The sequence below is a fragment of the Streptomyces sp. NPDC007872 genome, from assembly GCF_042868165.1.
In the GTDB taxonomy this organism is placed as follows: domain Bacteria; phylum Actinomycetota; class Actinomycetes; order Streptomycetales; family Streptomycetaceae; genus Streptomyces.
The window spans coordinates 240701-260170 of the sequence record NZ_JBIAEA010000004.1 but is presented as its reverse complement, the minus strand read 5'-3'; the positions used below and the strand labels follow the sequence as shown (position 1 = coordinate 260170).

The following is a 19470-nucleotide window of genomic DNA, read 5'->3' as shown; positions in this document are numbered from 1 at the left end:
CCCCTGGGGCCCCGCGAGCACCGCCTCTAAGGTGGGGCCCGTAAGCACGGGGACGAACGAGGGGCTGACGCAGCATGCCTGACCAGGCATCAGAGGGAGTGTTCGGAAAGGCGGGCGCCGCACCGGAGGACGGGGCGGTGCCCGCGGTGCGGGTCGAGGGGCTGTGGAAGCGCTTCGGGCAGCAGATCGCGGTGCACGGGATCGACCTGGACCTGCCCGCGGGCAGGTTCATCGGGCTCGTGGGGCCCAACGGAGCGGGCAAGACCACCACGCTCTCCATGATCACCGGCCTGCTCCGGCCCGACCAGGGCCGCGTCCTGGTCTCCGGGAGCGACGTGTGGGCCGGCCCCGAGTCGGTCGCCCGGGTCAAGTCCCGCATCGGCATCCTGCCGGAGGGCCTGCGGCTCTTCGAGCGCCTCTCGGGCCGCGAACTCCTCGCCTACAGCGGCCGGCTGCGGGGCCTGCCCGGCGCCGAGGTCGACAAGCGCGCCGCCCAGCTCCTGGACGTGCTCGGCCTGACGGGCGCGCAGCACAAGCTGGTCGTCGACTACTCGACCGGCATGCGGAAGAAGATCGGCCTGGCGGCGGCGCTCCTGCACAACCCCGAGGTCCTCTTCCTCGACGAGCCCTTCGAGGGCGTCGACCCGGTCTCCGCGCAGACCATCCGCGGCGTCCTGGAGCGGTACACCGCGTCCGGCGCGACCGTCGTCTTCTCCAGCCACGTCATGGAGCTGGTCGAGTCCCTCTGCGACTGGGTCGCCGTCATGGCGGCGGGCCGGATCCGCGCCCAGGGCCCGCTGGCCGAGGTCCGCGGCGACGCGCCCTCGCTCCAGGCGGCCTTCCTGGAACTGGTGGGCGCGAACGAGCTCGCGGCGGCGGGGGATTCGCTGGACTGGCTGGGCGGCGGGTCGACGGCCGCGAGGGGCTCCGGCGGGGGCGGTACGGGCTCCGCGGGCGGTACGGGCACGGGTACGGGTTCCACGGGCGGGGCGCAGTGATGAGTGCCCCCGCCTCCGCCCCGGCCCCGGCCCCCGCGCCCACGGGCGCCCCCGCCGTCCCCTCCCTCACCTCCGTCTTCGTACGGCTCAAGCTGTCGCTGCTGCGCAACGGGCTGCGGCAGTCGGGCGGGCGGACCGCCGCGTACGTCGTCTCCTTCGTCTTCGGCGTGCTCTTCGCGGCGGGGATGCTGCTGGCCTTCGTCCTCGTCCGGGGCCACGAGAACGCCGGGACGGTCGCGATCCTGCTCACCGGGGTGGTCGCGCTCGCGTGGGCGGTGATGCCGCTCTTCGTGCCGAGCGGCGACGAGACCCTCGACCCGTCGCGGCTCGTGATGCTGCCGCTGCTCCCCCGCCCGCTGGTCCGGGCGCTGCTCGTGGCCTCGCTCGTGGGCATCGGCCCCGTACTGACGCTGTTCCTGGCGTTCGGCGCGGCGCTGTCCGTGGCGCACGGCGTCGCCGGGACGGTCGCCGCCGTGCTCGCCGTGCCGCTGGTGACGGTCACATGCGTGGCGCTCTCGCGGGCCGTGGCCGCCGCCAACATCCGGCTCCTCACCTCCCGCAGGGGCCGGGACCTGGCGCTCCTCAGCGGTCTGGTCATCGCGGTCGGCATGCAGGTCGTGAACTTCGCGGCCCAGCGGCTCACCCGGCCCGGCGGGATGGACACGGTCGAACCGGCGGCGGCCGTCGTCGGCTGGCTGCCGCCGGCCGCCGCGATCGGCGCGGTGGACGCGGCGGGCGAGGGCGCGTACGCGGTGGCGGCGGCGCGGCTGCTGCTCACGGCGGCGGCGCTCGCCGGGCTCGTGCACTGGTGGCGGCGGAGCCTGGTGCGGCTGATGGTCGAGCCGGACGGCTCCACGATCGGCGCGGCCCCGGAGGGGGGCGCCCGGGGGAAGGACGGCGGCACGGGCCTGCTCGGCCGGATCCTGCCGGGCGGGCGCACGGGCACGGTCATGGAGCGCGGCCTGCGGTACATGTGGCGGGACCCGAAGACGAAGGCGGCGTGGGTGACCTCGCTCGCCGTCGGTCTGATCGTGCCGCTGTTCAACGCGCTCCAGGGCGCGGGCTCGATCTACTGGGCGTGCTTCTCCTCCTTCATGCTCGGCATGCTGATGTACAACCAGTTCGGGCAGGACACGTCGGCGTTCTGGATGGTCGCGCAGACCGTCTCGACGCCGGCCGACGCGTACGCCGAGCTGCGGGGGCGGGCGTTCGCGCTGCTGGCCGTCACCCTGCCGTTCACGCTCGTCGTGACGGTCCTGACGGCCGCGGTGCTCGGCGACTGGGGGCTCCTCGCGGAGGGGCTCGGCCTGGCGTTCGGGCTGCTCGGCGCGATGCTGGGGACGGGCGCGCTGGCCTCGGCCCTCTTCCCGTACTCGATCCCTCAGGACAGCGGCTACAAGAACGTGGCGCCGGGGCAGGCGGGCCTGGCCTGGATCTCGATCTTCGGCGGCGTGCTGGTGTCGGCGGCGCTGTGCGCCCCGCTGATCGGCACGGCGGTCTACCTGCACCTGACCGGTCAGCACGCCCTCCTCTGGCTCCTCCTCCCGGCCGGGGCCCTCTACGGCGCGCTCCTGACCTGGGCGGGTCTCCGGCTCGCGGCGCCGCGCACGGCGAACCGGCTGCCGGAGATCCTGGCGGCGGTCAGCAAGGGCTGAGGCCCGGGAGGACGGGGCCGCCCCTTCCTGCGAAGGGGGGTCAGGCCGTGACGGCGTGCGTCTCGGCCTCCGCCGCCCCCGCCGCTCCGTCGTGGCGGGTCTTCCCGCCCCGGCGGTCGGCGACCAGGAGCAGGACGAGGCCGAGAGCGACCCAGGCGGCGAGGGTGAGGGCCGGAACCGCCGCGCCGGTGCCGTCGAAGAAGGCGAGGGAGCGCAGCAGGCTGCCGGAGGCGCCGGGCGGCAGGACCTGGCCGAGGGAGGACCAGCCGGAGGGGAGCCAGTACGGGCCGCTGCCGAGGCCGGACAGGGGGTTGCCCAGGAGCATCATGACGGCGATCCCGGCGCCGAGTCCGGCGAAGCCCGCGAGCGCCTCCAGGCCGATGAACGTCATGGCCAGGGCGGCCATGCCGAGGCCCAGGCCGAGGGCGGTGAGCCAGTAGCTCCCGGCCAGCGAGCCCGTTCCGTACTGGAGGCACCCGGCGATGGCGGCCCCGGCGAGCAGCGAGAAGAGGACGACGCCGGCGAAGCGGGTGCGCAGGTGCGCGTGGCCCGGGAAGAGCCGCGTGAGGAGGACGGCGGGGAAGATCCCGCCGAAGACCAGCGGCAGTCCGGCGGCGGCGAGTCCGGCGCCCCGGGGGTCGTCCCCGGGGAACGGCACGAGGTCGTGGACGGTGGCCTTCACGTGCTGCCGGTCCGCCGCCGCGTTGCCCAGGGCGGTCAGGGCGCCGGTGGCCGTCGGGGCTCCGGCGGTGGCCGTGTAGACGTCGATCCCGCCGGTGCCGAGGGCCAGGCCGCCCGCGACCTCGCGCTCCTGGATCGCGGTGGTGAGGGCGGCGGTGTCCTCGTAGACGGTGACGTCCCACTCGGGTCCGTCGAGCTTCGCCCTGAGCCCCTCGGCGGCGGCCTGGGGGCCGGTCACCCCTACGGGGACCTCGTGGGGGCCGCCGTTGACGCTGGGCAGGGCGAAGGCGCAGAGCATCAGGACGACCACGGCGGTCAGGCCGAGCAGGACGGCGGCGAGCTTGCGGGGCGTGCCGGGGCCCGGGCGGGGGGCGTCGGTTTCCACGGCTTCCGCCGGGGGCGTGCGGTACTGCTCGGACATGGGGACCTCTTTCCGGTCCGTCCGACGGCCGCCTCTCACGGCGGGAGCGGACTGGGCGGTCGACAGGGCGGGGAACGGGAGCGGGCGCGGGAGCGGGCGTGGAAGGGCGCCGCGCCGGACGGCAGGGCAGCCGGACGGAACATCCAGCATGACACACGATTACAGGGTAGACTTATCCATGTGTCAAACCTCAGCGATTCGTCATCCCACGCCGTCCCCGACGACCTGGTGCGGGCCGCGCTGCGCGTCGCGCGCGCCCGGGACGTCCCCGTCGCCGACGTCCCCCTGCTCGCGGTCGCCGAGGAGGCCGGGATCTCCCGGAGCACCCTGATGCGCCGCCTCGGGGGCTCCCGCCGCGCCCTGGACGAGGCGGTGCGCGCCGCCGGGGTGGACCCCGGTGGGCAGAAGCCGGTGCGCGAGCGGGCCGTGGTCGCCGCCGCCGACCTCATCAGCGCGCACGGCCTCGCCGCGGCCACGCTGGAACGGGTGGCCGACGGTGCCCAGTGCTCCGTCCACAGCCTGTACGCGGCCTTCGGGGGCCGGGACGGCCTGCTGCACGCCGTGTACGAGCGCTACAGCCCGATCCTGGACGTCGAGGCCGTCCTCGCCGCGCCGCGCGAGGACCTCCGGGAGACGATCCGCACGCTCTACCGCCTGCTGACCGAGGCCCTCGTCCGCGAGCCGCGCGTCGTGCCCGCCATGTTCGCCGACGCCCTCGCGCGCCCCGACGACCCGGCCGTCCAGGGCGTCTTCCGGCACGCCTTCTCGCGCATGGTCGAGGGCGTGGGGACCTGGTTCACCGGCGAGATCGCCGCCGGCCGCATCCGCGACCTCCCCCCGCTCCTGCTCGTGCAGCAGATGCTCGGCCCGCTGGCCTCCCACTTCCTCATGCGCCCGGCGGCCGCCCACCTGTCCGTCACGGACCTGCCCTCGCACGAGGAGGCCGTCGAACTCTTCGCGGACAACTTCCTGCGGGCCGTGGGGACCCGGCCCCCGGCCTCCTAGAGCTCCTTGTACAGGTACACGTCCTCCGCGCCGCCCGGCACCCCGGGCACGCGGCCCTTCTCCACGTACCCGTGCCGCTCGTAGAAGCCCGGCGCCTGGAAGGTGTACGAGGAGACGCAGGCCCGGTCGCAGCCCCGGCGGCGGGCCTCGGCCTCGGCGGCGTTCAGGAGCCTGCTCCCCCAGCCGTCGGCGCGGCTGTCCTCCCGCACCCACAGCAGGTCGACGGAGAGCAGCCCGCCCCAGGTCGACGCCGTCAGACCGCCCACGAGCACGCCCTCCGCGTCGACGGCCTTCACCGACAGTTCGCCCCGGTCGTCGGGGGTGGTGCCGGTGGCCGCGAGGTTGTACGCGTCGAGCCGCGCCTCCAGGTACGCGCCGAGTTCGGTGTCCTCGGCCCCCACGCTCAGGGCGGGTGCACGGTGGTCTTCGGTCATGCCGGGGTCTCCAGGCGGTGGGCGCGGGCGGTGAGGTGGCGGCGTTCGGGGGCGCCGGCGGTGCGGCGGGCGGCCTCGCGGTAGGAGGCCGCCGCGGCCCCGTGCTCCCCGAGGAGCTCCAGGAGGTGGGCGCGGGTGGCGTGCAGGCGGTGGTGGCGGGCCATGCGCTTGTCGGCCTCCAGCGCGGTGACCAGGTCGAGTCCGGCGGCCGGGCCGTGGACCATGGCGACGGCGACCGCGCGGTTGAGGGTCACCACCGGGTTCGGCCCGAAGCGTTCCAGGAGGTCGTACAGGGCGAGGATCTGGGGCCAGTCGGTGGCACCGGCGTCCTCGGCCTCGTCGTGCACGGCCGCGATGGCGGCCTGGAGCTGGTACGGCCCGACCCGGCCGCGCGGCAGCGTCCGGCTGACGAGGTCGACCCCCTCGGCGACGAGCCGCCCGTCCCACCGGCCGCGGTCCTGCTCGGCCAGCGGCACCGGCTCCCCGGTCGGGGTCGTACGGGCGGGGCGGCGCGCCTCGGTCAGCAGCATCAGCGCGAGGAGCCCGGCGGTCTCGGCGTCGTCGGGCGTCAGGCGGTGCAGCATCCGGGTGAGCCGGATCGCCTCGGTGGACAGCTCCGGCACGGTCAGGTCGGCGCCGCCCGTGGCGGTGTACCCCTCGTTGAAGACCAGGTAGAGCACGTGCCGCACCTCGGCCGACCGCTCGGTGAGGTCGGCCCCCTCCGGCACGGCCAGGGAGATCCCGGACGCCTTGACGGTCTGCTTGGCGCGGCTGACGCGCTGGGCCATGGTCGCCTCGGGCACCAGGAAGGCCGCCGCGATCTGCGCGGTGGTCAGGCCGCCGACCGCGCGCAGGGTCAGCGCGACCCGGCCGGCCGGGGACAGCGCGGGGTGGCAGCACAGGAACAGCAGGGCCAGCGAGTCGTCCCGGTCCCCCTCAGGCACGGCGTCGGCGGCGCGGTCGAGCAGCGCGGCCTGCGGAGTCGCGAGGGCGAGGGCGTCCTCGCGGCGCCGCCGGGCGCTGTCGCCGCGGACCTGGTCGACCAGCCTGCGGGAGGCGACGGTGACCAGCCAGCCCCGCGGGTTCTCCGGGACGCCGGCCTCCGGCCATTGCAGGGCGGCGGCCAGGAGGGCCTCCTGGACGGCGTCCTCGCACGCGTCGAAGACGCCGTACCGGCGCACGAGCGCGCCGAGGACCTGCGGCGCCAGCTCGCGCAGCAGGTCCTCGGCGACGGAGTGCGCGGTGGTCACGCGTCCGCCGCGGACTCGTGCAGCACCGGCCACAGCTCCACCGGATCCACGTCCGCGAACGGCATGTCCGCCGCGATCTCCTGCGCCCGCTCCAGGCTGTCGCAGTCGAGCATGTAGAAGCTGGCGATGTACTCCTTGGTCTCCAGGTACGGCCCGTCGGTGACCGCCGGGACGCCGTCCTCGCGGCGCACGAGCCGGGCGGCGGCCGCGTCCGCCAGGCCGTAGGCGCCGAGGAGTTCGCCGCTCTCGCGGTACTTCCGGTTGAACGCCTCCTGCTTGGCGATCGCCTCCGGCCACGCCTCGGCCGGGAAGGAGTCCCACTTGGCCTGGTTGCCGTAGATCATCGCGACGTACTTCATGTCGGGTGTCCCCTCGGTCCCGCGCGCCCCGTCGGCGCGCTGTCACCCCTCAGTCGGAGCCGGGAGCGAGCCTTCTACATCCGGCGGCGACTTTTCTCGGAAATTCTTTCCGCGCCGCCGCCGCGCCGCCGCCGCGCCTCCTCCGCACCGCCGCACGGCTCAGGTGATGAGCCCCTGGGCGACCTTGTCGAAGTGGTCCCGCCAGGACACCGGCCCGCCGACCGGTTCGGTCAGCGTACGGGCCCGTTCCCGGCGGCAGGGGCCGCAGCGGGTCTCGTCGGCCACCTGCCGGAAGGTGTGTTCCCTGCCCGGACCCTCGCAGATCACGATCCCGCCCCCGGCCGGGGCGGCCACGGCCGGCTCCGAGGGGCGCTCCGGGAGCTTCACCGTCAGCCGGTGCCGGAGGAACCCGACCGCCGACCGCACGCCGTCGACGGGCAGGTGGGACGTCAGGGCGTGCCGCAGCTCCGCGACCGACACCCCGCGCCGCAGCCACTCCGCCGCCGCCTCGGCCAGGCCCCGGGCCTCCCGGACACCGAGCAGCAGGTCCCGGCTCTGGTGCCGGAGGGAGAGCAACAGGCGCTCGGCCGTCGCGACTTCGGGAGCGGGCGCCTCGACGGCGGGCACCTCGGCGGCGGGCTCTTCGGTGACGGGCTCTTCGACGGCGGACGCCTCGGCGGCGGGCTCTTCGGTGGGTGGGTGGGAAGAAGTCTTTCCCCAGTCTTCGTCTTTGGGGTTGGAGCGACCGAGTGCCGGTGACGTCGGCGGGCCGACCGTCGGGTTCGCCCCACTCGGTCCGTCGGTCTCCGACTCCTCCACCGGAACGCCGTTCCGCACCGCCGCCGCCTCTTCACGCGTCAGGGTGACGTTGGAGAGGAGCTGGTCGGTGCTCCAGCGCCCCCGGTGGCCCTGCGTCTTCCACTCGTGCAGGAGCCCGGACGCCGCCAGCGCCTTCTTCGCCCGCTGGTACTCCCGGGGCAACAGCCCCAGTTCGGCGGCGTGTTCGCCGAGGGGCTTGTCGCACTCGGAGGCGGGCAGGCCCTGGATGTAGAGGAGGAGGACCTTGGCGTCGCTGTTCAGGTGCCGATGGCGTACGAGTTCGTTCGATGCCTTGGTGAACGATCGAACGGGAGAGATAACATGACGAAGCATTTCTGGTTTCTTTCTTTGGTGGGCCAGAAGTGAAGGCCCCCGAGGTGTGTTGCCGCACCCTCGGGGGCCGCTCTTTTCACAGAGCGTGACGACGTATTTACCGTACAGCAGATTTCACGAACTGATGCAACAACTCCGGCTCCGCGAACGGACCTTCGAGCGTCGGACGTGACCTCCAGTCCAGCGGCCGCGTCGCCCCGTGCAGCGCCGGGATCCCCACGTACGCCTCGCCCCTGCCGTTGCCGTTGCCGCTGAGCGCCCGCGCCGGAGCGGGCCAGGCGTACGCCGCCGCCGTGCGGGGCGGCAGCAGGAAGTACAGTTCCGCGCGCCCTTCGCCTCCCGGACGATCGGTCCCGCCCGGAAGTCCGTGAACGCCATCAGGCGGTACGCCACGCCCTCCCCGAGGAATCCAAGGACGCCGATCCCCCCTCCTTCGAGGTCTCCCCCGCCGCCTGGGCCGCCTTCGTCTCCGGCGTGTGACGGCGGGCCCGGCTTTCCTCCGCAATCCGCGGCGGCGGCTCCGGTCCCTGTTCTAGTTTGGGACCTCCGCAGCCGCCCGGGGGGAACACCGCAGTGGAACCGCTGACAGGGGAGGACCCCTCCCGCATAGGCCCGTACCGCCTGATCGCCCGTCTCGGCGCGGGCGGTATGGGCCTGGTCTACCTGGGCCGCTCCGACCTGGGGCGCACGGTCGCCGTCAAGGTCGTCCAGGCCGAGCACGCCCAGCACCCGGAGTTCCGCCGCCGGTTCGCCCGTGAGGTGGCGGCGGCCCGGCGCGTGGGCGGGGCCTGGACGGCCGACGTCCTGGACGCCGACACCGAGGCCGCCGTGCCGTGGGTGGCGACCCAGTACATCCCCGGGCCCGACCTGACCACGGTCGTGGCCGAGGACTTCGGGCCGCTGCCCGAGCGGTCGGTCCGCACCCTCGCCAACCGCCTCGCCCTCGCCCTCCGGGCCGTGCACGAGGCGGGCCTGATCCACCGCGACCTCAAGCCGTCCAACGTCCTGGTCACCGTGGACGGGCCGCGCGTCATCGACTTCGGGATCGCGCGGGCGATGGACGGCCTGGCCGGGGACAGCCTGCACACCCGCACCGGCATGCTGATCGGCTCGCCCGGCTTCATGTCGCCGGAGCAGGTGCGCGGCCTCGAACTCACCCCGGCGTCCGACGTGTTCTGCCTGGGCGCGCTCCTCGTCCACGCCTCCACCGGGCGCCTCCTCTTCGGCGCCACGGACAGCGGCCTGAACGCCCACCTCTTCCGGATCGCGGAGGAGGAGGCGGACCCGACCGGCGTACCGGAGCCGCTCGTCGACCTCGTACGGGCCTGTCTGCACAAGGATCCGGCCGAGCGGCCCACCCCCCGCGAGGTGGCCGCGCGCACGGCGGGCGACCAGGACGGCGAGTGGCTGCCGGGGTCGGTGCTGGCCCAGTTGGGCCGCCGCGCCGCCCATCTGCTGGACTACGCCCCCGCCGCGCCCGCGCCCGTACCCACCGCCGTCGACTTCCTCACCGCGCGGCCCGTCCCCCGGGCCCGGACCGTCCCGTCGGCGCCCCCGCCGCCCGCGTACGCCCCGACGGCCCCCGCCCACACCCCGTACCCGGAAGTTCCCCCTCCCCGGCGGTGGTGGGGCCTGGTGGTCCTCGCCCCGGCCCAGCTCGTCGTGCTGTTCGACGCCGCGTTCTCCTACCAGGCGATGGTCTGGAGCGGAGCCGGCGACGACCTGGGGATCTCCCGCGAGGGCGTGAAGGTGAGCTCCACCGTCTACCTGGACGTCGTGCCCATCGCGTACACGCTGGCCTTCGTCGTGCTGCTGCCGTTCGGCTCCCGCCTCGCCGGCCTCCTGGGCGGCAAGAGGCTGCTGGTGGCCGGTCTGGCGGGGTTCGCGGCGGCCACCGCCCTCAGCGCCCTGGCGCCCTCCTCCGACGTGTGGACCACGGGCCGCGCCCTCCAGGGCGCCTTCGCCGCGCTGGTCTCGTCGTCCGCCTCGGTCCTGGTGTCCGCCTCCTTCCCCGACCCGCGCGAACGCCGCGGGGCGTTCGGGACCCACCTCGCGATCGCGGGCGGCGCTCCGGCGCTCGGCCTGACGGTCTTCTGGCTGCTCCCGATCCACCCGTACTGGCGCTGGATCCTGTTCGCCGAGGTCCTCCTCGCCGTGGTCGCCCTGGTCGGGGCGGCGGTCCTGGTGCGCGGCCGCCCGGGTCGCACCGCCGTCCGCCCCGACGGGCCCGGGGTGCTGTGCGGCGCCCTCGGGATCGCCGCGATCAGCGGGGCCGTTCCGCACTTCACGGGCAACGAGGTCCTGCTCCCGGCCGCCGGCGTGCTGGTCGCGGCCTTCGTGTGGCGGCGGACCGGGACGACCGGCTCCCCGGGCCCGTCGTCCGGCGGCGGGGGCCGGGCGCACGCCGGGTTCTTCGTCGCGGTGGCCCTGGCCAACGTCGTCGCCGCCCTCCTGTACACCGCCCTGGGGTACTCCTCCTGAGGGTGCGCCCGGGGGGCCCGGGGTCAGGCGGCCCAGGGCGGCGTGAGGGTGGTGCCGTCGGGCAGGGCGGCGGTGAGGCCCGTGCGGGTGGTGACCCACATCCGCGCGGGCCGGTCGGTCGCGTTGGTGACCGTCAGTTCGGAGCCGGCCGGGGCCACCGCCGCGTCGCCGGGGGCGAGTTCGGCGCTCTCGCCGTCGACGGTGAAGCGCAGGCGGCCGGAGAGGACGTAGAACACCTCCTCCCGGCTGATCACATGGGCCCGGCCGGGCGTGCCGGCCGGGACCTCGCCGCGCCAGGCGGCCAGGTCGCGGCTGCCCGTGTCCGTACGGGCGTAGGAGACGAAGCGGACGCCGTGGATCTCGTGCACGGCGGCGTCGGTGCTGCGGATGAAGGGCATGTCGACCTCACTATGGACAAGCTGCTTGTCCATATAGACAAGCAACTTGTCGAGTTATAGTCAAGGGCATGGACGACGCCCTGGCCTTCTCCTCGCTCGTGCTCGCACTCTCCGGACACCTGGTGCAGGAGATCCACACCCGCGTGGCCCGGCAGGGCTTCGAGGACCTGCGGCCCGCGCACGGCTTCGCCTTCGTCCGGATCTCCCGGGGGGACGCCACCACGGCCGATCTGGCCGCGCACCTGGGGGTGACCAAGCAGGCCGCCGCCCAGCTCGTCGAGGAGCTGGTCCGCAAGGGGTACGTGGAGCGGCTCCCGCACCCCCACGACGCCCGCGCCAAGCTCCTCGGGCTGACCGGGAGCGGGTGGGAGGCCACGCGGGCCGCCGACCGGGCGGCCCGGGACGCCGTCGCGCCCTGGCGGGAGGCCCTGGGCGAGGAGCGCTTCGGCGAACTCGTCGGCGACCTGGCCCGGTTCGCCCCGCCGGGGCCGGTCCGGCCCGCCCGGTGAGCCGGGCGGGCCGCCCGTACCGCCCGGTCTACGGGGTGAGGACCCCGTTCAGGAAGGGCTCCACGGCCTCGCGCCACGCGTCCGGGTGCTCGTAGTGGAGGAGGTGGCCGGCGTCGGGGATCTCCGCGTACTCCCCGTGGGGGAGGACCCGGACCATCTCCTGGGCCTCGGCGCGGCCCAGTTCGCCGTCCAGGCCCCGGACGACGAGGGTCGGGCAGCGGACCTGGGCGAGCGAGTCCCAGTGGGCGTCGTGGACCCAGGTCTCGCGGGAGGTCAGCATCTGCTCCGGGTCGAACACCGGGCGCCAGCCGTCGGCGTGCTCGGCCATCACCTCGGCGAAGAAGGCGCCCCGGGCCGGGTTCGGGGTCTCCACCCAGGGGTCCTCGTCGCCGAACCAGCGGTGGACCGCCTCCAGGGACGGGAAGGGCGCCGGCCAGCACCGGAACCAGTCCTGCCAGGCGCGCTGCGAGGCCGCGCCGAGGGCGGAGGCGCGCATGTCGCAGATGACGAGGGCGCGGACGAGGTCCGGGCGCTCGGCGGCGAGCTGCCAGGCCGTCAGGGCGCCCATGGAGTGGCCGATCAGGGTCACGGGGCCGAGGCCGAGCTGCTCGACGACGGCGGCGGCGTCCGCCACGTACGCCTCGCGCGTGAACGGTCCGGCGGCGGGCTTCCCGCTGCTCCCGTGGCCGCGCTGGTCGAGGGCGACGAGCCGGTGCCCGCCGGTGAGGCGGCTCGCGGCGCGGGCCCAGTGCCCGGCGTGGCCCATCAGTCCGTGGAGGAGTAACACGCCGGGGGCGGGGGCCCGGTGGGCGTCCGGAGCGGGCGGCTCCGGGGCGGGGCGGCCGCCCGGGCGCGGGACCGCGCCCCGGCCGGGACCGGGCTGCGGGACGATGCCCGCGACGCCGGGGGCGGGGGTGGCGGGGGCGCCTTGGGCGGGAGCGCCGCTCCGGCCCGTGATGCCGCTGCCCGCGATGCCGCCGCTCGTGATGCCGCCGCCCGTGGGTCCGGGCGTGTGGTCCCAGGCCGTCAGCCGGACGCCGTCGGCCCCGGTGACGTCGAGTCGTCGCGCCATGTCTCCGGCACCCCCTCTTTTCCGTCGAACCTCGCCAGAGTATCGAACTCGCATTCGAAAATGCTCTCCTGCCACACAACACCCCTCGTTCGAGTGACAGCGCTCAAGGATTGACGGGCGCGACCGAGGGGAGATTTCGAGCGGGAGGCGGACCGCTCGGGGAAAAACGGTCCGAAGGGAATGACCTTGAGAGCTCGGGGCTCCAGGTCATGACCGGGGAGGACAGACCCCGGCGCCCACGGGCGCCGGGGTCCTCTGTTGTCGGTGGCGTCGTCCGTCGTCCTCATGGCCCCCACCCCTCCGCACCCGGCTCGTACCAGCGTGGCACGGCGAAGGGGCGGGCGTGGCCATTCCGACGTAAACCGGGGCGGTGTCACCGTACGGCCGCACACGCGCGAAGGCGCCGCGCACGCGAAAGGGCCGCCCCGGGCCCTTCGGCCCGGTGCGGCCCCGTCCGTCGCTCCACCGCTCTCCGGTGGAGCCCCGTCTCAGCGCTTCGCGACGAAGACGTGCGCCGCGACCTCCGGGTCCAGTTCGGCGGCCTCGCCGCTGCTGCCCACCAGGACGCCGCCCGCCGACTCCGAGACGGAGACCACGGAGCCGGGCTGCACGCCCGCGCGCCGCAGGGTGTACATCAACTGGGCGTCCGTCTGGATCGGCTCGCCGATCCGGCGCACGACCACGGTCTTGCCGCCGCTCGCGTCCAGGTCCGCGAGGGAGACCATCGAGTCGTCGAGGAAGGCCTCGGCCTCCGCCTTCTCGCCCAGCTCCTCCAGACCCGGGATCGGGTTCCCGTACGGCGACTCCGTCGGGTGGCGCAGCAGCTCCAGGACCCGCCGCTCCACGGCCTCGCTCATCACGTGCTCCCAGCGGCAGGCCTCGGCGTGCACCTGCTCCCACTCCAGGCCGATCACGTCGACGAGCAGACACTCCGCGAGGCGGTGCTTGCGCATCACGCGGGTGGCGAGGCGGCGGCCCTCGTCGGTGAGCTCCAGATGGCGGTCGCTCGCCACGGCCACCAGGCCGTCGCGCTCCATCCTGGCCACCGTCTGGCTCACCGTGGGCCCGCTCTGGTCGAGCCGCTCGGCGATCCGGGCGCGCATGGGGACCACGCCTTCCTCCTCGAGCTCGAGGATGGTGCGGAGATACATCTCCGTGGTGTCGATCAGTCCGGACATACGTGCCCCTCGATGAGTCGTGCGCTGGCCCTGCACCAATTCTGACGCATCGGACCGACAACCGGGCCTCACCCGGGTGCGGCGGTATTGACAGAGCAATGGTCCAGACCGCACCGTGAGCGGCGACCACGACGAGAAGGAGTCGCCGCGATGGGCGAGAGCAAGCTGGCCGGACAGTTCTTCGACGCCGCGATCGGCCTGCTCCAGGAGGTGCGCGACGGGGACTCCGCCGAGATCGCGGCCGCCGGCGAGGCGATCGCCGAGGCCGTCGCGAACGGCAACCGGCTCTTCGCCTTCGGCGCGGGCCACTCCTCCCTCGCCGCGCAGGACGTCGTCTACCGGGCCGGCGGCCTGGCCCTCATGAACCTGCTCGCCGTCCCCGGCGTCGTCGGCGTCGACGTCATGCCGGCCACGCTCGGCTCCGCCCTGGAGCGGGTCGACGGCCTCGCGGGCGCGGTCCTGGACTCCTCCCCCGCCAAGGCCGGGGACGTCCTGATCATCATCTCCCTCTCGGGACGCAACGCCCTGCCCGTCGAGATGGCCATGAACGCCCGCGCGCTCGGCCTCACCGTCATCGGGGTCACCTCGGTGGCGTACGCGACGGAGACGAAGTCCCGGCACGTCTCGGGGACGTACCTCAAGGACCACTGCGACGTCGTCCTCGACTCCCGGATCGCCGTCGGGGACGCGGAGCTGACGCACGAGGGCATCGAGGCCCCCTTCGCGCCCGCGTCCACCGTCGTCACCAGCGCCCTCATGCAGGCCACCCTCGCCGCCGCCGCCGAGGAGCTCGTCCGGCGCGGCATCGAGCCGCCGCTGCTGCGCTCGGGGAACGTGGACGGCGGGCACGAGTGGAACGGACGCGTGATGACGGAGTACGGGGACCGGATCTTCTACCGCCGGTGACGGGGGCGGGCCTGTGACCGGGCGTCCCCGGCCCGCCCCGCCGCAGCCGGGCCGCCCCCCTCAGCGCAGGTCCAGCAGCTCCGTCACGCGGGTGAAGCCGTCGGTGCCGTGCCCCCGGTCCACGGCGCGGCGGGTCAGGAGCGCGGCGGCGCGCATGACGCTCGCGTCGAGGCCGTGGGTCTCGGCGGCGTGCACGACGTGCTCCATGGTCGAAAGACCCGAGGTGAGCGGGTTGATCGTGCCCGGGTACGTACGCTCGTCCACGTCCCCCGCCCACTCCTCGAACAGCGGCGGCTGGATCGTCGCGATGCCCGCCGCGAACGGCGCGAACTCCCGGGCCGTGATCCCCTCCGCCCGGGCAAGCGCGAGGGCGTGGACGTACCCCGTCATCGACGTCCAGAAGAGGTCGAGCAGCGCGACGTCGTACGCAGCGGCCCGGCCGATGTCCTCGCCCAGGTGCGTGTGGGAGCCGCCCAGCGCGTCGAGCACCGGCCGGTGCTCGCCGTAGAGCGGCTCGGGACCGGCGTACAGGAAGACGCCCTCGGGCGATCCGATGGTCGGGGCCGGGGTCATGACGGCGCCGTCCAGGTAGCCGACGCCGTGTTCCGCCGCCCAGCGGCCGGTGTCGCGCGACCGCTCCGGGACGTCGGCGCTCAGGTTCGCCACCGTCCGCCCCTTGAGCGCGTCCGTGACGGCCGGCCGGCGCAGGACGGAGTCGGTGGCGTCGTAGTTGACCAGGCAGATCACCGTCAGGGGGCTCGCGGCGACCGCCTCCTCGGCGCTCGCGGCCACGAGCGCGCCCCGCGCGGCGAGGTCCCCCTCCCGGCCCGGGGTCCTGTTCCACACGGTGGTCCGCACTCCGGCGTCCAGGAACGCGCCGGCCAGCGCGCGGCCCATCGGACCGAGGCCGAGGACCGTGACGGCGGGGCGGGAGGGGTGCTGCTCGGGGGAAGAAGACATGGGTGTGCTTCCTTTGTCATCGATGTCATCGGGTGCATGCGCGTCCCATCGGGCGCGTACGCGGGTGACCGAGCGAGGAGAGGGGCGCGCATGGCGAGCCGCCGGAGCCAGGACACGGACGTCTGCGGCGTGACGGCCGCGATCTCCGTGATCGACGGCAAGTGGAAGACGTCGCTGCTGTGGCTGCTGGAGTCCGGACCGCACCGGCCCGGCGAACTGCGCCGCAAGCTCCCCGGGCTCAGCGAGAAGGTGCTGTCCCAGGCGCTGCGGGAGATGGCGGAGGACGGTCTCGTGCACCGCGAGGCGCACGACGTCCTGCCGCCGAAGACGGTCTACTCGCTGACGGACTTCGGACGCGAACTGTCCGCACTGCTCGGCCCCCTGTCGGACTGGGGCCACCGGCGTCTGGACCGGCTCACGGAAGCGCGGACCGCTTCCTGAGGCCCTGCTCGCTCCTTCCGCGTCCGGGCCCGCCACCAGGTTCTCCCGGGCGGCGGGCACCGGCAAGTACCCACAAAAAAGTGGGTGTACGGGGAGGGTGACGGCCCGTCAGGCACCGGCCTCCTGGTCCGGGTCCGCCTTCGTGGAGAGGACCTCGCGGGCCTGCTCGGCGGCGCGGGCGAGGTTCTCGGCGACGAAGTCGAGGAAGCGGGCGACGTTCTCCAGGCGGGCGCCGGCCGGGGTGCCGGGGCCGAGGACGCCGACGCCCTGCCGGGCGAGTTCGCCCTGGTCGAGGAGGGACCGGACGCTGGCGGCCATCGACTGGTACCAGACGTCGGCGTCGACGACGTACCGCTCACGGCGGCGCTCGTCGCGCTCCCTGCGGATGAGGGTCTGGCTCTCCAGGAACGCGATCGACTTGGAGACGGTCGCCGGGCTGACCTGGAGGTGCCGGGCGAGCTCGGACGCCGTCAGGCTGCCGGCGTCGGTCAGGAGCAGCGCGACCATGACCCGGGACATCATCTTGGGCAGGCCCGACTGCATCATGACGGTGGTGAACAGCTCCTCGTACGCCCGCACGGCCTCGGGGTCGCGCCCGTGCGGCTGGGGGGCCGGCTCGGCGGCGCCCCGGGGCGGCGCGGCGGGCTTGCGCCGGTGGGCGCGCTGCTCCGTGGCGCGGTGCGCGAGGTCCGCGCGGTACCCGGCGGGGCCGCCGTTGCGCATCACCTCGCGGGTGATCGTCGAGGTCGGGCGGTCCAGGCCCCTGGCGATCTCCGCGTAGGCGAGGCCTTCGGCCAGCCCCAGCGCGATCTGCTGACGGTCCTGCTGAGTGAGCCTGCCTCCCGGCATCACGGCCTCCTTCGTTCCCTGAGGCCCTCAGCATAGCGTTCACCTTCATCTCATTGCAATGCATGCACCGCCTGTCGTTGCGTTAAATCCATCTCCAGTGCAACGATTTAGCTTATCTGAGCTGCGGTGATGCACTTTCTTCGCAACTACCTCGTTGCCAACCCCTCGAACGCAACGTAGCTTTTCCTGCATCGGAAACGACGGAAGCGCCGGAGACGGCGCGGACCGAGGAGCACCCACCATGCAGACCTTCGCCACCCCCGCCCCGATCACCACCGCCTTCGACGTCCCCGCCGGACGGATCCAGGTCATCGCCGCCGACCGCGACGACACCGTGGTCGAGATCCTCCCCGCGAACCCCGCCAAGAGCCGCGACGTGAAGGCCGCGGAGCAGACCGCGGTCGCGTACGCCGACGGCGTCCTGCGGATCGAAGTCCCCGCCAAGAAGGGGAACTTCGGCCCCTCCGGGTCCGTCGAGGTGACGGTCCGGGTGCCCACCGGCTCCCGCGTCGAGGCGAAGGCGGCCGCCACCGAGTTCCGGGCCGTGGGCCGCCTCGGCGACGTCTCCTTCGACGGCGCGTACCGGCGGATCAAGATCGACGAGGCCGCGGCCGTCCGCCTCACCGCCACCGACGGCGACGTCGAGGTCGGCCGGCTGAACGGCCCCGCCGAGATCAGCACCGCGCGGGGCTCGATCCGGATCGCCGAGGCCGTACGGGGCGAGGTCGTCCTCCGCACCCAGGACGGCGACATCGCGGTCGGTGCCGCCGCCGGGGTCTCCGCCTCCCTGGACGCGGGCACCACCCTCGGCCGCGTCGGCAACGAGCTGAAGAACGACGGCACCACCGTGCTCGCCATCCGGGCGACCACCACCCGGGGCGACATCACCGCCCGCAGCCTCTGAGCTCTCCACCCCTTCCCGCGCCACTCCCGAAGGAGCATCACCATGACCGACCTGGCCATCGCGGCGAACGGGCTGCGCAAGTCCTACGGGGACAAGGTCGTGCTCGACGGCGTCGACCTCGCCGTCCCCGAAGGAACGGTCTTCTCCCTGCTCGGCCCGAACGGCGCCGGCAAGACCACCGCCGTCAAGATCCTCTCCACCCTCATCACCGCCGACGCCGGTGACCTGCGGGTCGGCGGCCACGACCTGGCCGCCGATCCGCAGGCGGTACGGGCCGCGATCGGCGTCACCGGACAGTTCTCCGCCGTCGACGGCCTGATCACGGGCGAGGAGAACATGCTCCTGATGGCCGACCTGCACCACCTCCCCCGGCGGGAGGGACGCCGGGTCACCGCCGAACTCCTGGAGCGCTTCGACCTCGTCGAGGCGGCGAAGAAGCCCGCCGCCGGGTACTCCGGCGGCATGAAACGCCGCCTGGACATCGCCATGACCCTCGTCGGCTCCCCGCGGATCATCTTCCTCGACGAGCCCACCACCGGCCTCGACCCCCGCTCGCGGCACACCATGTGGCAGATCGTCCGCGAACTGGTCGCCGGCGGCACCACCGTCTTCCTCACCACCCAGTACCTGGAGGAGGCCGACCAGCTCGCCGACCGCATCGCCGTCCTGCACGGCGGCAGGATCGCCGCCGAGGGCACCGCCGAGGAGCTCAAGCGGCTGATCCCCGGCGGACACGTACGGCTGCGCTTCTCCGACCCGGTCGCCTACCGGGCCGCCGCCGCGGAGCTGCGCGGAGCCACCACGGACGACGAGGGGCTCACGCTCCAGCTCCCCAGCGACGGCACCCAGCGCGACCTGCGCGCCGTCCTGGACCGGCTGGACACGGCCGGCGTCGAGGCCGACGAACTGACCGTGCACACCCCCGACCTCGACGACGTCTTCTTCGCCCTCACCGGCACCGCCGACGTCCCCGCCCAGAACGCCCACGACAGCCGGCCCGCCCAGACCGAGGAGACCGTCCGATGAGCACCTTCGCCCTCGCCGTGCGCGACTCGTCCACGATGTTGCGCCGCAACCTCCTGCACGTCCGCCGCTACCCCTCCCTCACCCTGAACCTGCTGCTCACGCCGGTGATGCTCCTGCTGCTGTTCGTCTACGTCTTCGGCGACGCGATGAGCGCGGGCCTGGCCGGCGGCGGGGGCCGCGACGCCTACATCGCCTACGTCGTCCCGGGCATCCTGCTCATGACCATCGGCTCCACCGTCGTCGGCGCCGCCGTGTCCGTGGCCATGGACAAGAACGAGGGGATCATCGCCCGCTTCCGCACCATGGCCATCCACCGCGGCTCCATCCTCGTCGGGCACGTGGTCGGCAGCGTGATGCAGTCGCTCGCCAGCGTCCTCCTCGTCGGTGCCGTCGGCCTCGCCATCGGCTTCCGCTCCACCGACGCCACCGTCCTGGAATGGCTGGCCGCCCTCGGCCTGATCGCGCTCTTCGCCCTCGCGCTCACCTGGATCGCGGTCGGGATGGGCATGGCCAGCCCCAACGCCGAGGGCGCCAGCAACAGCGCCACGCCCCTGATCCTGCTGCCCCTGATCTCCAGCGCCTTCGTGCCGCTGGACTCGATGCCCGGCTGGTTCCGGCCCGTCGCGGAGTACCAGCCCTTCACGCCGGCCATCGAGACCCTGCGCGGCCTGCTGCTCGGCACCGAGATCGGCCACAACGGCTGGCTCGCCGTCGGCTGGTCCCTGGCCCTCACCGTGCTCGGCTACCGCTGGTCGACGGCCGCGTTCCGGCGCGACCCGGAGTAGGACGTG

Annotated in this window: 20 protein-coding genes; 10 read left to right on the top strand and 10 right to left on the bottom strand. The window is 74.1% G+C overall.

Annotated elements, in window-relative coordinates:
* Positions 1 to 74: 74 nt before the first annotated feature.
* Together ACFYNX_RS15730 and ACFYNX_RS15725 are read left to right on the top strand one after the other, a co-directional pair.
* Positions 75 to 998 carry an ABC transporter ATP-binding protein gene (locus ACFYNX_RS15730; RefSeq protein ID WP_388661888.1) on the top strand — a complete coding sequence of 308 codons (924 nt, stop codon included), beginning with the start codon at positions 75 to 77 and terminating at the stop codon, positions 996 to 998.
* Complete coding sequence (locus tag ACFYNX_RS15725) at positions 998 to 2653, top strand: transporter (RefSeq protein ID WP_388661886.1); 1656 nt, start codon at positions 998 to 1000, stop codon at positions 2651 to 2653. Before ACFYNX_RS15730 ends, ACFYNX_RS15725 begins: the two co-directional genes overlap by 1 nt.
* Before the next feature lie 40 nt (positions 2654 to 2693).
* On the opposite strand, the gene ACFYNX_RS15720 is transcribed toward ACFYNX_RS15725, so the two are convergent.
* Complete coding sequence (locus ACFYNX_RS15720; protein WP_388661884.1) at positions 2694 to 3755, bottom strand: hypothetical protein; 1062 nt, start codon at positions 3753 to 3755, stop codon at positions 2694 to 2696.
* Between the two features lie 180 nt (positions 3756 to 3935).
* Here ACFYNX_RS15720 and ACFYNX_RS15715 point away from each other — a divergent pair, with 180 nt between their 5' ends.
* Positions 3936 to 4760 (top strand): TetR/AcrR family transcriptional regulator, encoded by an 825-nt coding sequence (locus ACFYNX_RS15715; protein ID WP_388661882.1) that lies wholly within the window; start codon positions 3936 to 3938, stop codon positions 4758 to 4760.
* Here the strand turns inward: ACFYNX_RS15715 and ACFYNX_RS15710 are convergent.
* The 4 genes from ACFYNX_RS15710 to ACFYNX_RS15695 all read right to left on the bottom strand — a co-directional run bounded on the left by ACFYNX_RS15710 (position 4757) and on the right by ACFYNX_RS15695 (position 7955).
* On the bottom strand, positions 4757 to 5194 hold the full coding sequence (locus ACFYNX_RS15710) for a GNAT family N-acetyltransferase (RefSeq protein ID WP_365543018.1): 438 nt from the start codon (positions 5192 to 5194) through the stop codon (positions 4757 to 4759). The genes ACFYNX_RS15715 and ACFYNX_RS15710 overlap by 4 nt on opposite strands.
* Positions 5191 to 6444: a DUF6596 domain-containing protein gene (locus ACFYNX_RS15705; protein WP_365543015.1), complete on the bottom strand. Its 1254-nt coding sequence runs from the start codon at positions 6442 to 6444 to the stop codon at positions 5191 to 5193. Before ACFYNX_RS15705 ends, ACFYNX_RS15710 begins: the two co-directional genes overlap by 4 nt.
* Positions 6441 to 6803 carry a YciI family protein gene (locus ACFYNX_RS15700; RefSeq protein WP_388661880.1) on the bottom strand — a complete coding sequence of 121 codons (363 nt, stop codon included), beginning with the start codon at positions 6801 to 6803 and terminating at the stop codon, positions 6441 to 6443. The genes ACFYNX_RS15705 and ACFYNX_RS15700 overlap by 4 nt, the downstream gene beginning before the upstream one ends.
* Positions 6804 to 6962: 159 nt before the next feature.
* Positions 6963 to 7955 (bottom strand): hypothetical protein, encoded by a 993-nt coding sequence (locus ACFYNX_RS15695; protein ID WP_388661878.1) that lies wholly within the window; start codon positions 7953 to 7955, stop codon positions 6963 to 6965.
* A 573-nt stretch (positions 7956 to 8528) separates the two neighbouring features.
* Here ACFYNX_RS15695 and ACFYNX_RS15690 point away from each other — a divergent pair.
* On the top strand, positions 8529 to 10436 hold the full coding sequence (locus ACFYNX_RS15690) for an MFS transporter (RefSeq protein ID WP_388661876.1): 1908 nt from the start codon (positions 8529 to 8531) through the stop codon (positions 10434 to 10436).
* A gap of 23 nt (positions 10437 to 10459) precedes the next feature.
* Here ACFYNX_RS15690 and ACFYNX_RS15685 read toward each other — a convergent pair whose 3' ends face one another.
* Positions 10460 to 10834, bottom strand: a complete 375-nt coding sequence (locus ACFYNX_RS15685) for a cupin domain-containing protein (RefSeq protein ID WP_125666287.1) — start codon at positions 10832 to 10834, stop codon at positions 10460 to 10462.
* 68 nt (positions 10835 to 10902) lie between these two features.
* On the opposite strand from ACFYNX_RS15685, the gene ACFYNX_RS15680 reads away from it, so the two are divergent.
* Positions 10903 to 11343, top strand: a complete 441-nt coding sequence (locus tag ACFYNX_RS15680; protein ID WP_388661875.1) for a MarR family winged helix-turn-helix transcriptional regulator — start codon at positions 10903 to 10905, stop codon at positions 11341 to 11343.
* A 28-nt stretch (positions 11344 to 11371) separates the two neighbouring features.
* Here ACFYNX_RS15680 and ACFYNX_RS15675 read toward each other — a convergent pair whose 3' ends face one another.
* Together ACFYNX_RS15675 and ACFYNX_RS15670 are read right to left on the bottom strand one after the other, a co-directional pair.
* Positions 11372 to 12415 (bottom strand): alpha/beta fold hydrolase, encoded by a 1044-nt coding sequence (locus ACFYNX_RS15675; RefSeq protein WP_388661873.1) that lies wholly within the window; start codon positions 12413 to 12415, stop codon positions 11372 to 11374.
* A 488-nt stretch (positions 12416 to 12903) separates the two neighbouring features.
* Positions 12904 to 13593 carry a metal-dependent transcriptional regulator gene (locus ACFYNX_RS15670; protein ID WP_030208665.1) on the bottom strand — a complete coding sequence of 230 codons (690 nt, stop codon included), beginning with the start codon at positions 13591 to 13593 and terminating at the stop codon, positions 12904 to 12906.
* A gap of 150 nt (positions 13594 to 13743) precedes the next feature.
* Between ACFYNX_RS15670 and ACFYNX_RS15665 the strand changes: the two genes are divergently transcribed.
* Positions 13744 to 14499, top strand: a complete 756-nt coding sequence (locus ACFYNX_RS15665) for an SIS domain-containing protein (protein WP_125666281.1) — start codon at positions 13744 to 13746, stop codon at positions 14497 to 14499.
* A 60-nt stretch (positions 14500 to 14559) separates the two neighbouring features.
* Here ACFYNX_RS15665 and ACFYNX_RS15660 read toward each other — a convergent pair whose 3' ends face one another.
* Complete coding sequence (locus ACFYNX_RS15660; protein ID WP_388661871.1) at positions 14560 to 15459, bottom strand: NAD(P)-dependent oxidoreductase; 900 nt, start codon at positions 15457 to 15459, stop codon at positions 14560 to 14562.
* A gap of 90 nt (positions 15460 to 15549) precedes the next feature.
* Here ACFYNX_RS15660 and ACFYNX_RS15655 point away from each other — a divergent pair, with 90 nt between their 5' ends.
* Positions 15550 to 15900, top strand: a complete 351-nt coding sequence (locus tag ACFYNX_RS15655) for a winged helix-turn-helix transcriptional regulator (protein ID WP_388661869.1) — start codon at positions 15550 to 15552, stop codon at positions 15898 to 15900.
* 108 nt (positions 15901 to 16008) lie between these two features.
* Here the strand turns inward: ACFYNX_RS15655 and ACFYNX_RS15650 are convergent, their stop codons facing one another.
* On the bottom strand, positions 16009 to 16749 hold the full coding sequence (locus ACFYNX_RS15650) for a helix-turn-helix domain-containing protein (protein ID WP_388661867.1): 741 nt from the start codon (positions 16747 to 16749) through the stop codon (positions 16009 to 16011).
* Positions 16750 to 16990: 241 nt separating this feature from the next.
* Between ACFYNX_RS15650 and ACFYNX_RS15645 the strand changes: the two genes are divergently transcribed.
* The 3 genes from ACFYNX_RS15645 to ACFYNX_RS15635 are packed head-to-tail and all read left to right on the top strand — an operon-like array spanning position 16991 to position 19464.
* Positions 16991 to 17653: a DUF4097 family beta strand repeat-containing protein gene (locus ACFYNX_RS15645; RefSeq protein WP_388661865.1), complete on the top strand. Its 663-nt coding sequence runs from the start codon at positions 16991 to 16993 to the stop codon at positions 17651 to 17653.
* Between the two features lie 42 nt (positions 17654 to 17695).
* Positions 17696 to 18679 carry an ATP-binding cassette domain-containing protein gene (locus tag ACFYNX_RS15640; protein WP_388661863.1) on the top strand — a complete coding sequence of 328 codons (984 nt, stop codon included), beginning with the start codon at positions 17696 to 17698 and terminating at the stop codon, positions 18677 to 18679.
* Entirely contained in the window at positions 18676 to 19464 is a 789-nt protein-coding gene (locus ACFYNX_RS15635; protein ID WP_365542982.1) for an ABC transporter permease, read from the top strand. Before ACFYNX_RS15640 ends, ACFYNX_RS15635 begins: the two co-directional genes overlap by 4 nt.
* The last annotated feature ends 6 nt before the right edge of the window (positions 19465 to 19470 follow it).

Excerpts from the sequence above, each read along its gene's own strand:
- ACFYNX_RS15730 (WP_388661888.1), top strand. The coding sequence starts at position 75 with ATGCCTGACCAGGCATCAGAGGGAGTGTTCGGAAAGGCGGGCGCCGCA.
- ACFYNX_RS15725 (WP_388661886.1), top strand. The coding sequence starts at position 998 with ATGAGTGCCCCCGCCTCCGCCCCGGCCCCGGCCCCCGCGCCCACGGGC.
- ACFYNX_RS15720 (WP_388661884.1), bottom strand. The coding sequence starts at position 3,755 with ATGTCCGAGCAGTACCGCACGCCCCCGGCGGAAGCCGTGGAAACCGAC.
- ACFYNX_RS15710 (WP_365543018.1), bottom strand. The coding sequence starts at position 5,194 with ATGACCGAAGACCACCGTGCACCCGCCCTGAGCGTGGGGGCCGAGGAC.
- ACFYNX_RS15700 (WP_388661880.1), bottom strand. The coding sequence starts at position 6,803 with ATGAAGTACGTCGCGATGATCTACGGCAACCAGGCCAAGTGGGACTCC.
- ACFYNX_RS15695 (WP_388661878.1), bottom strand. The coding sequence starts at position 7,955 with ATGCTTCGTCATGTTATCTCTCCCGTTCGATCGTTCACCAAGGCATCG.
- ACFYNX_RS15685 (WP_125666287.1), bottom strand. The coding sequence starts at position 10,834 with ATGCCCTTCATCCGCAGCACCGACGCCGCCGTGCACGAGATCCACGGC.
- ACFYNX_RS15680 (WP_388661875.1), top strand. The coding sequence starts at position 10,903 with ATGGACGACGCCCTGGCCTTCTCCTCGCTCGTGCTCGCACTCTCCGGA.
- ACFYNX_RS15675 (WP_388661873.1), bottom strand. The coding sequence starts at position 12,415 with ATGGCGCGACGACTCGACGTCACCGGGGCCGACGGCGTCCGGCTGACG.
- ACFYNX_RS15670 (WP_030208665.1), bottom strand. The coding sequence starts at position 13,593 with ATGTCCGGACTGATCGACACCACGGAGATGTATCTCCGCACCATCCTC.
- ACFYNX_RS15665 (WP_125666281.1), top strand. The coding sequence starts at position 13,744 with ATGGGCGAGAGCAAGCTGGCCGGACAGTTCTTCGACGCCGCGATCGGC.
- ACFYNX_RS15660 (WP_388661871.1), bottom strand. The coding sequence starts at position 15,459 with ATGTCTTCTTCCCCCGAGCAGCACCCCTCCCGCCCCGCCGTCACGGTC.
- ACFYNX_RS15655 (WP_388661869.1), top strand. The coding sequence starts at position 15,550 with ATGGCGAGCCGCCGGAGCCAGGACACGGACGTCTGCGGCGTGACGGCC.
- ACFYNX_RS15650 (WP_388661867.1), bottom strand. The coding sequence starts at position 16,749 with ATGCCGGGAGGCAGGCTCACTCAGCAGGACCGTCAGCAGATCGCGCTG.
- ACFYNX_RS15645 (WP_388661865.1), top strand. The coding sequence starts at position 16,991 with ATGCAGACCTTCGCCACCCCCGCCCCGATCACCACCGCCTTCGACGTC.
- ACFYNX_RS15640 (WP_388661863.1), top strand. The coding sequence starts at position 17,696 with ATGACCGACCTGGCCATCGCGGCGAACGGGCTGCGCAAGTCCTACGGG.
- ACFYNX_RS15635 (WP_365542982.1), top strand. The coding sequence starts at position 18,676 with ATGAGCACCTTCGCCCTCGCCGTGCGCGACTCGTCCACGATGTTGCGC.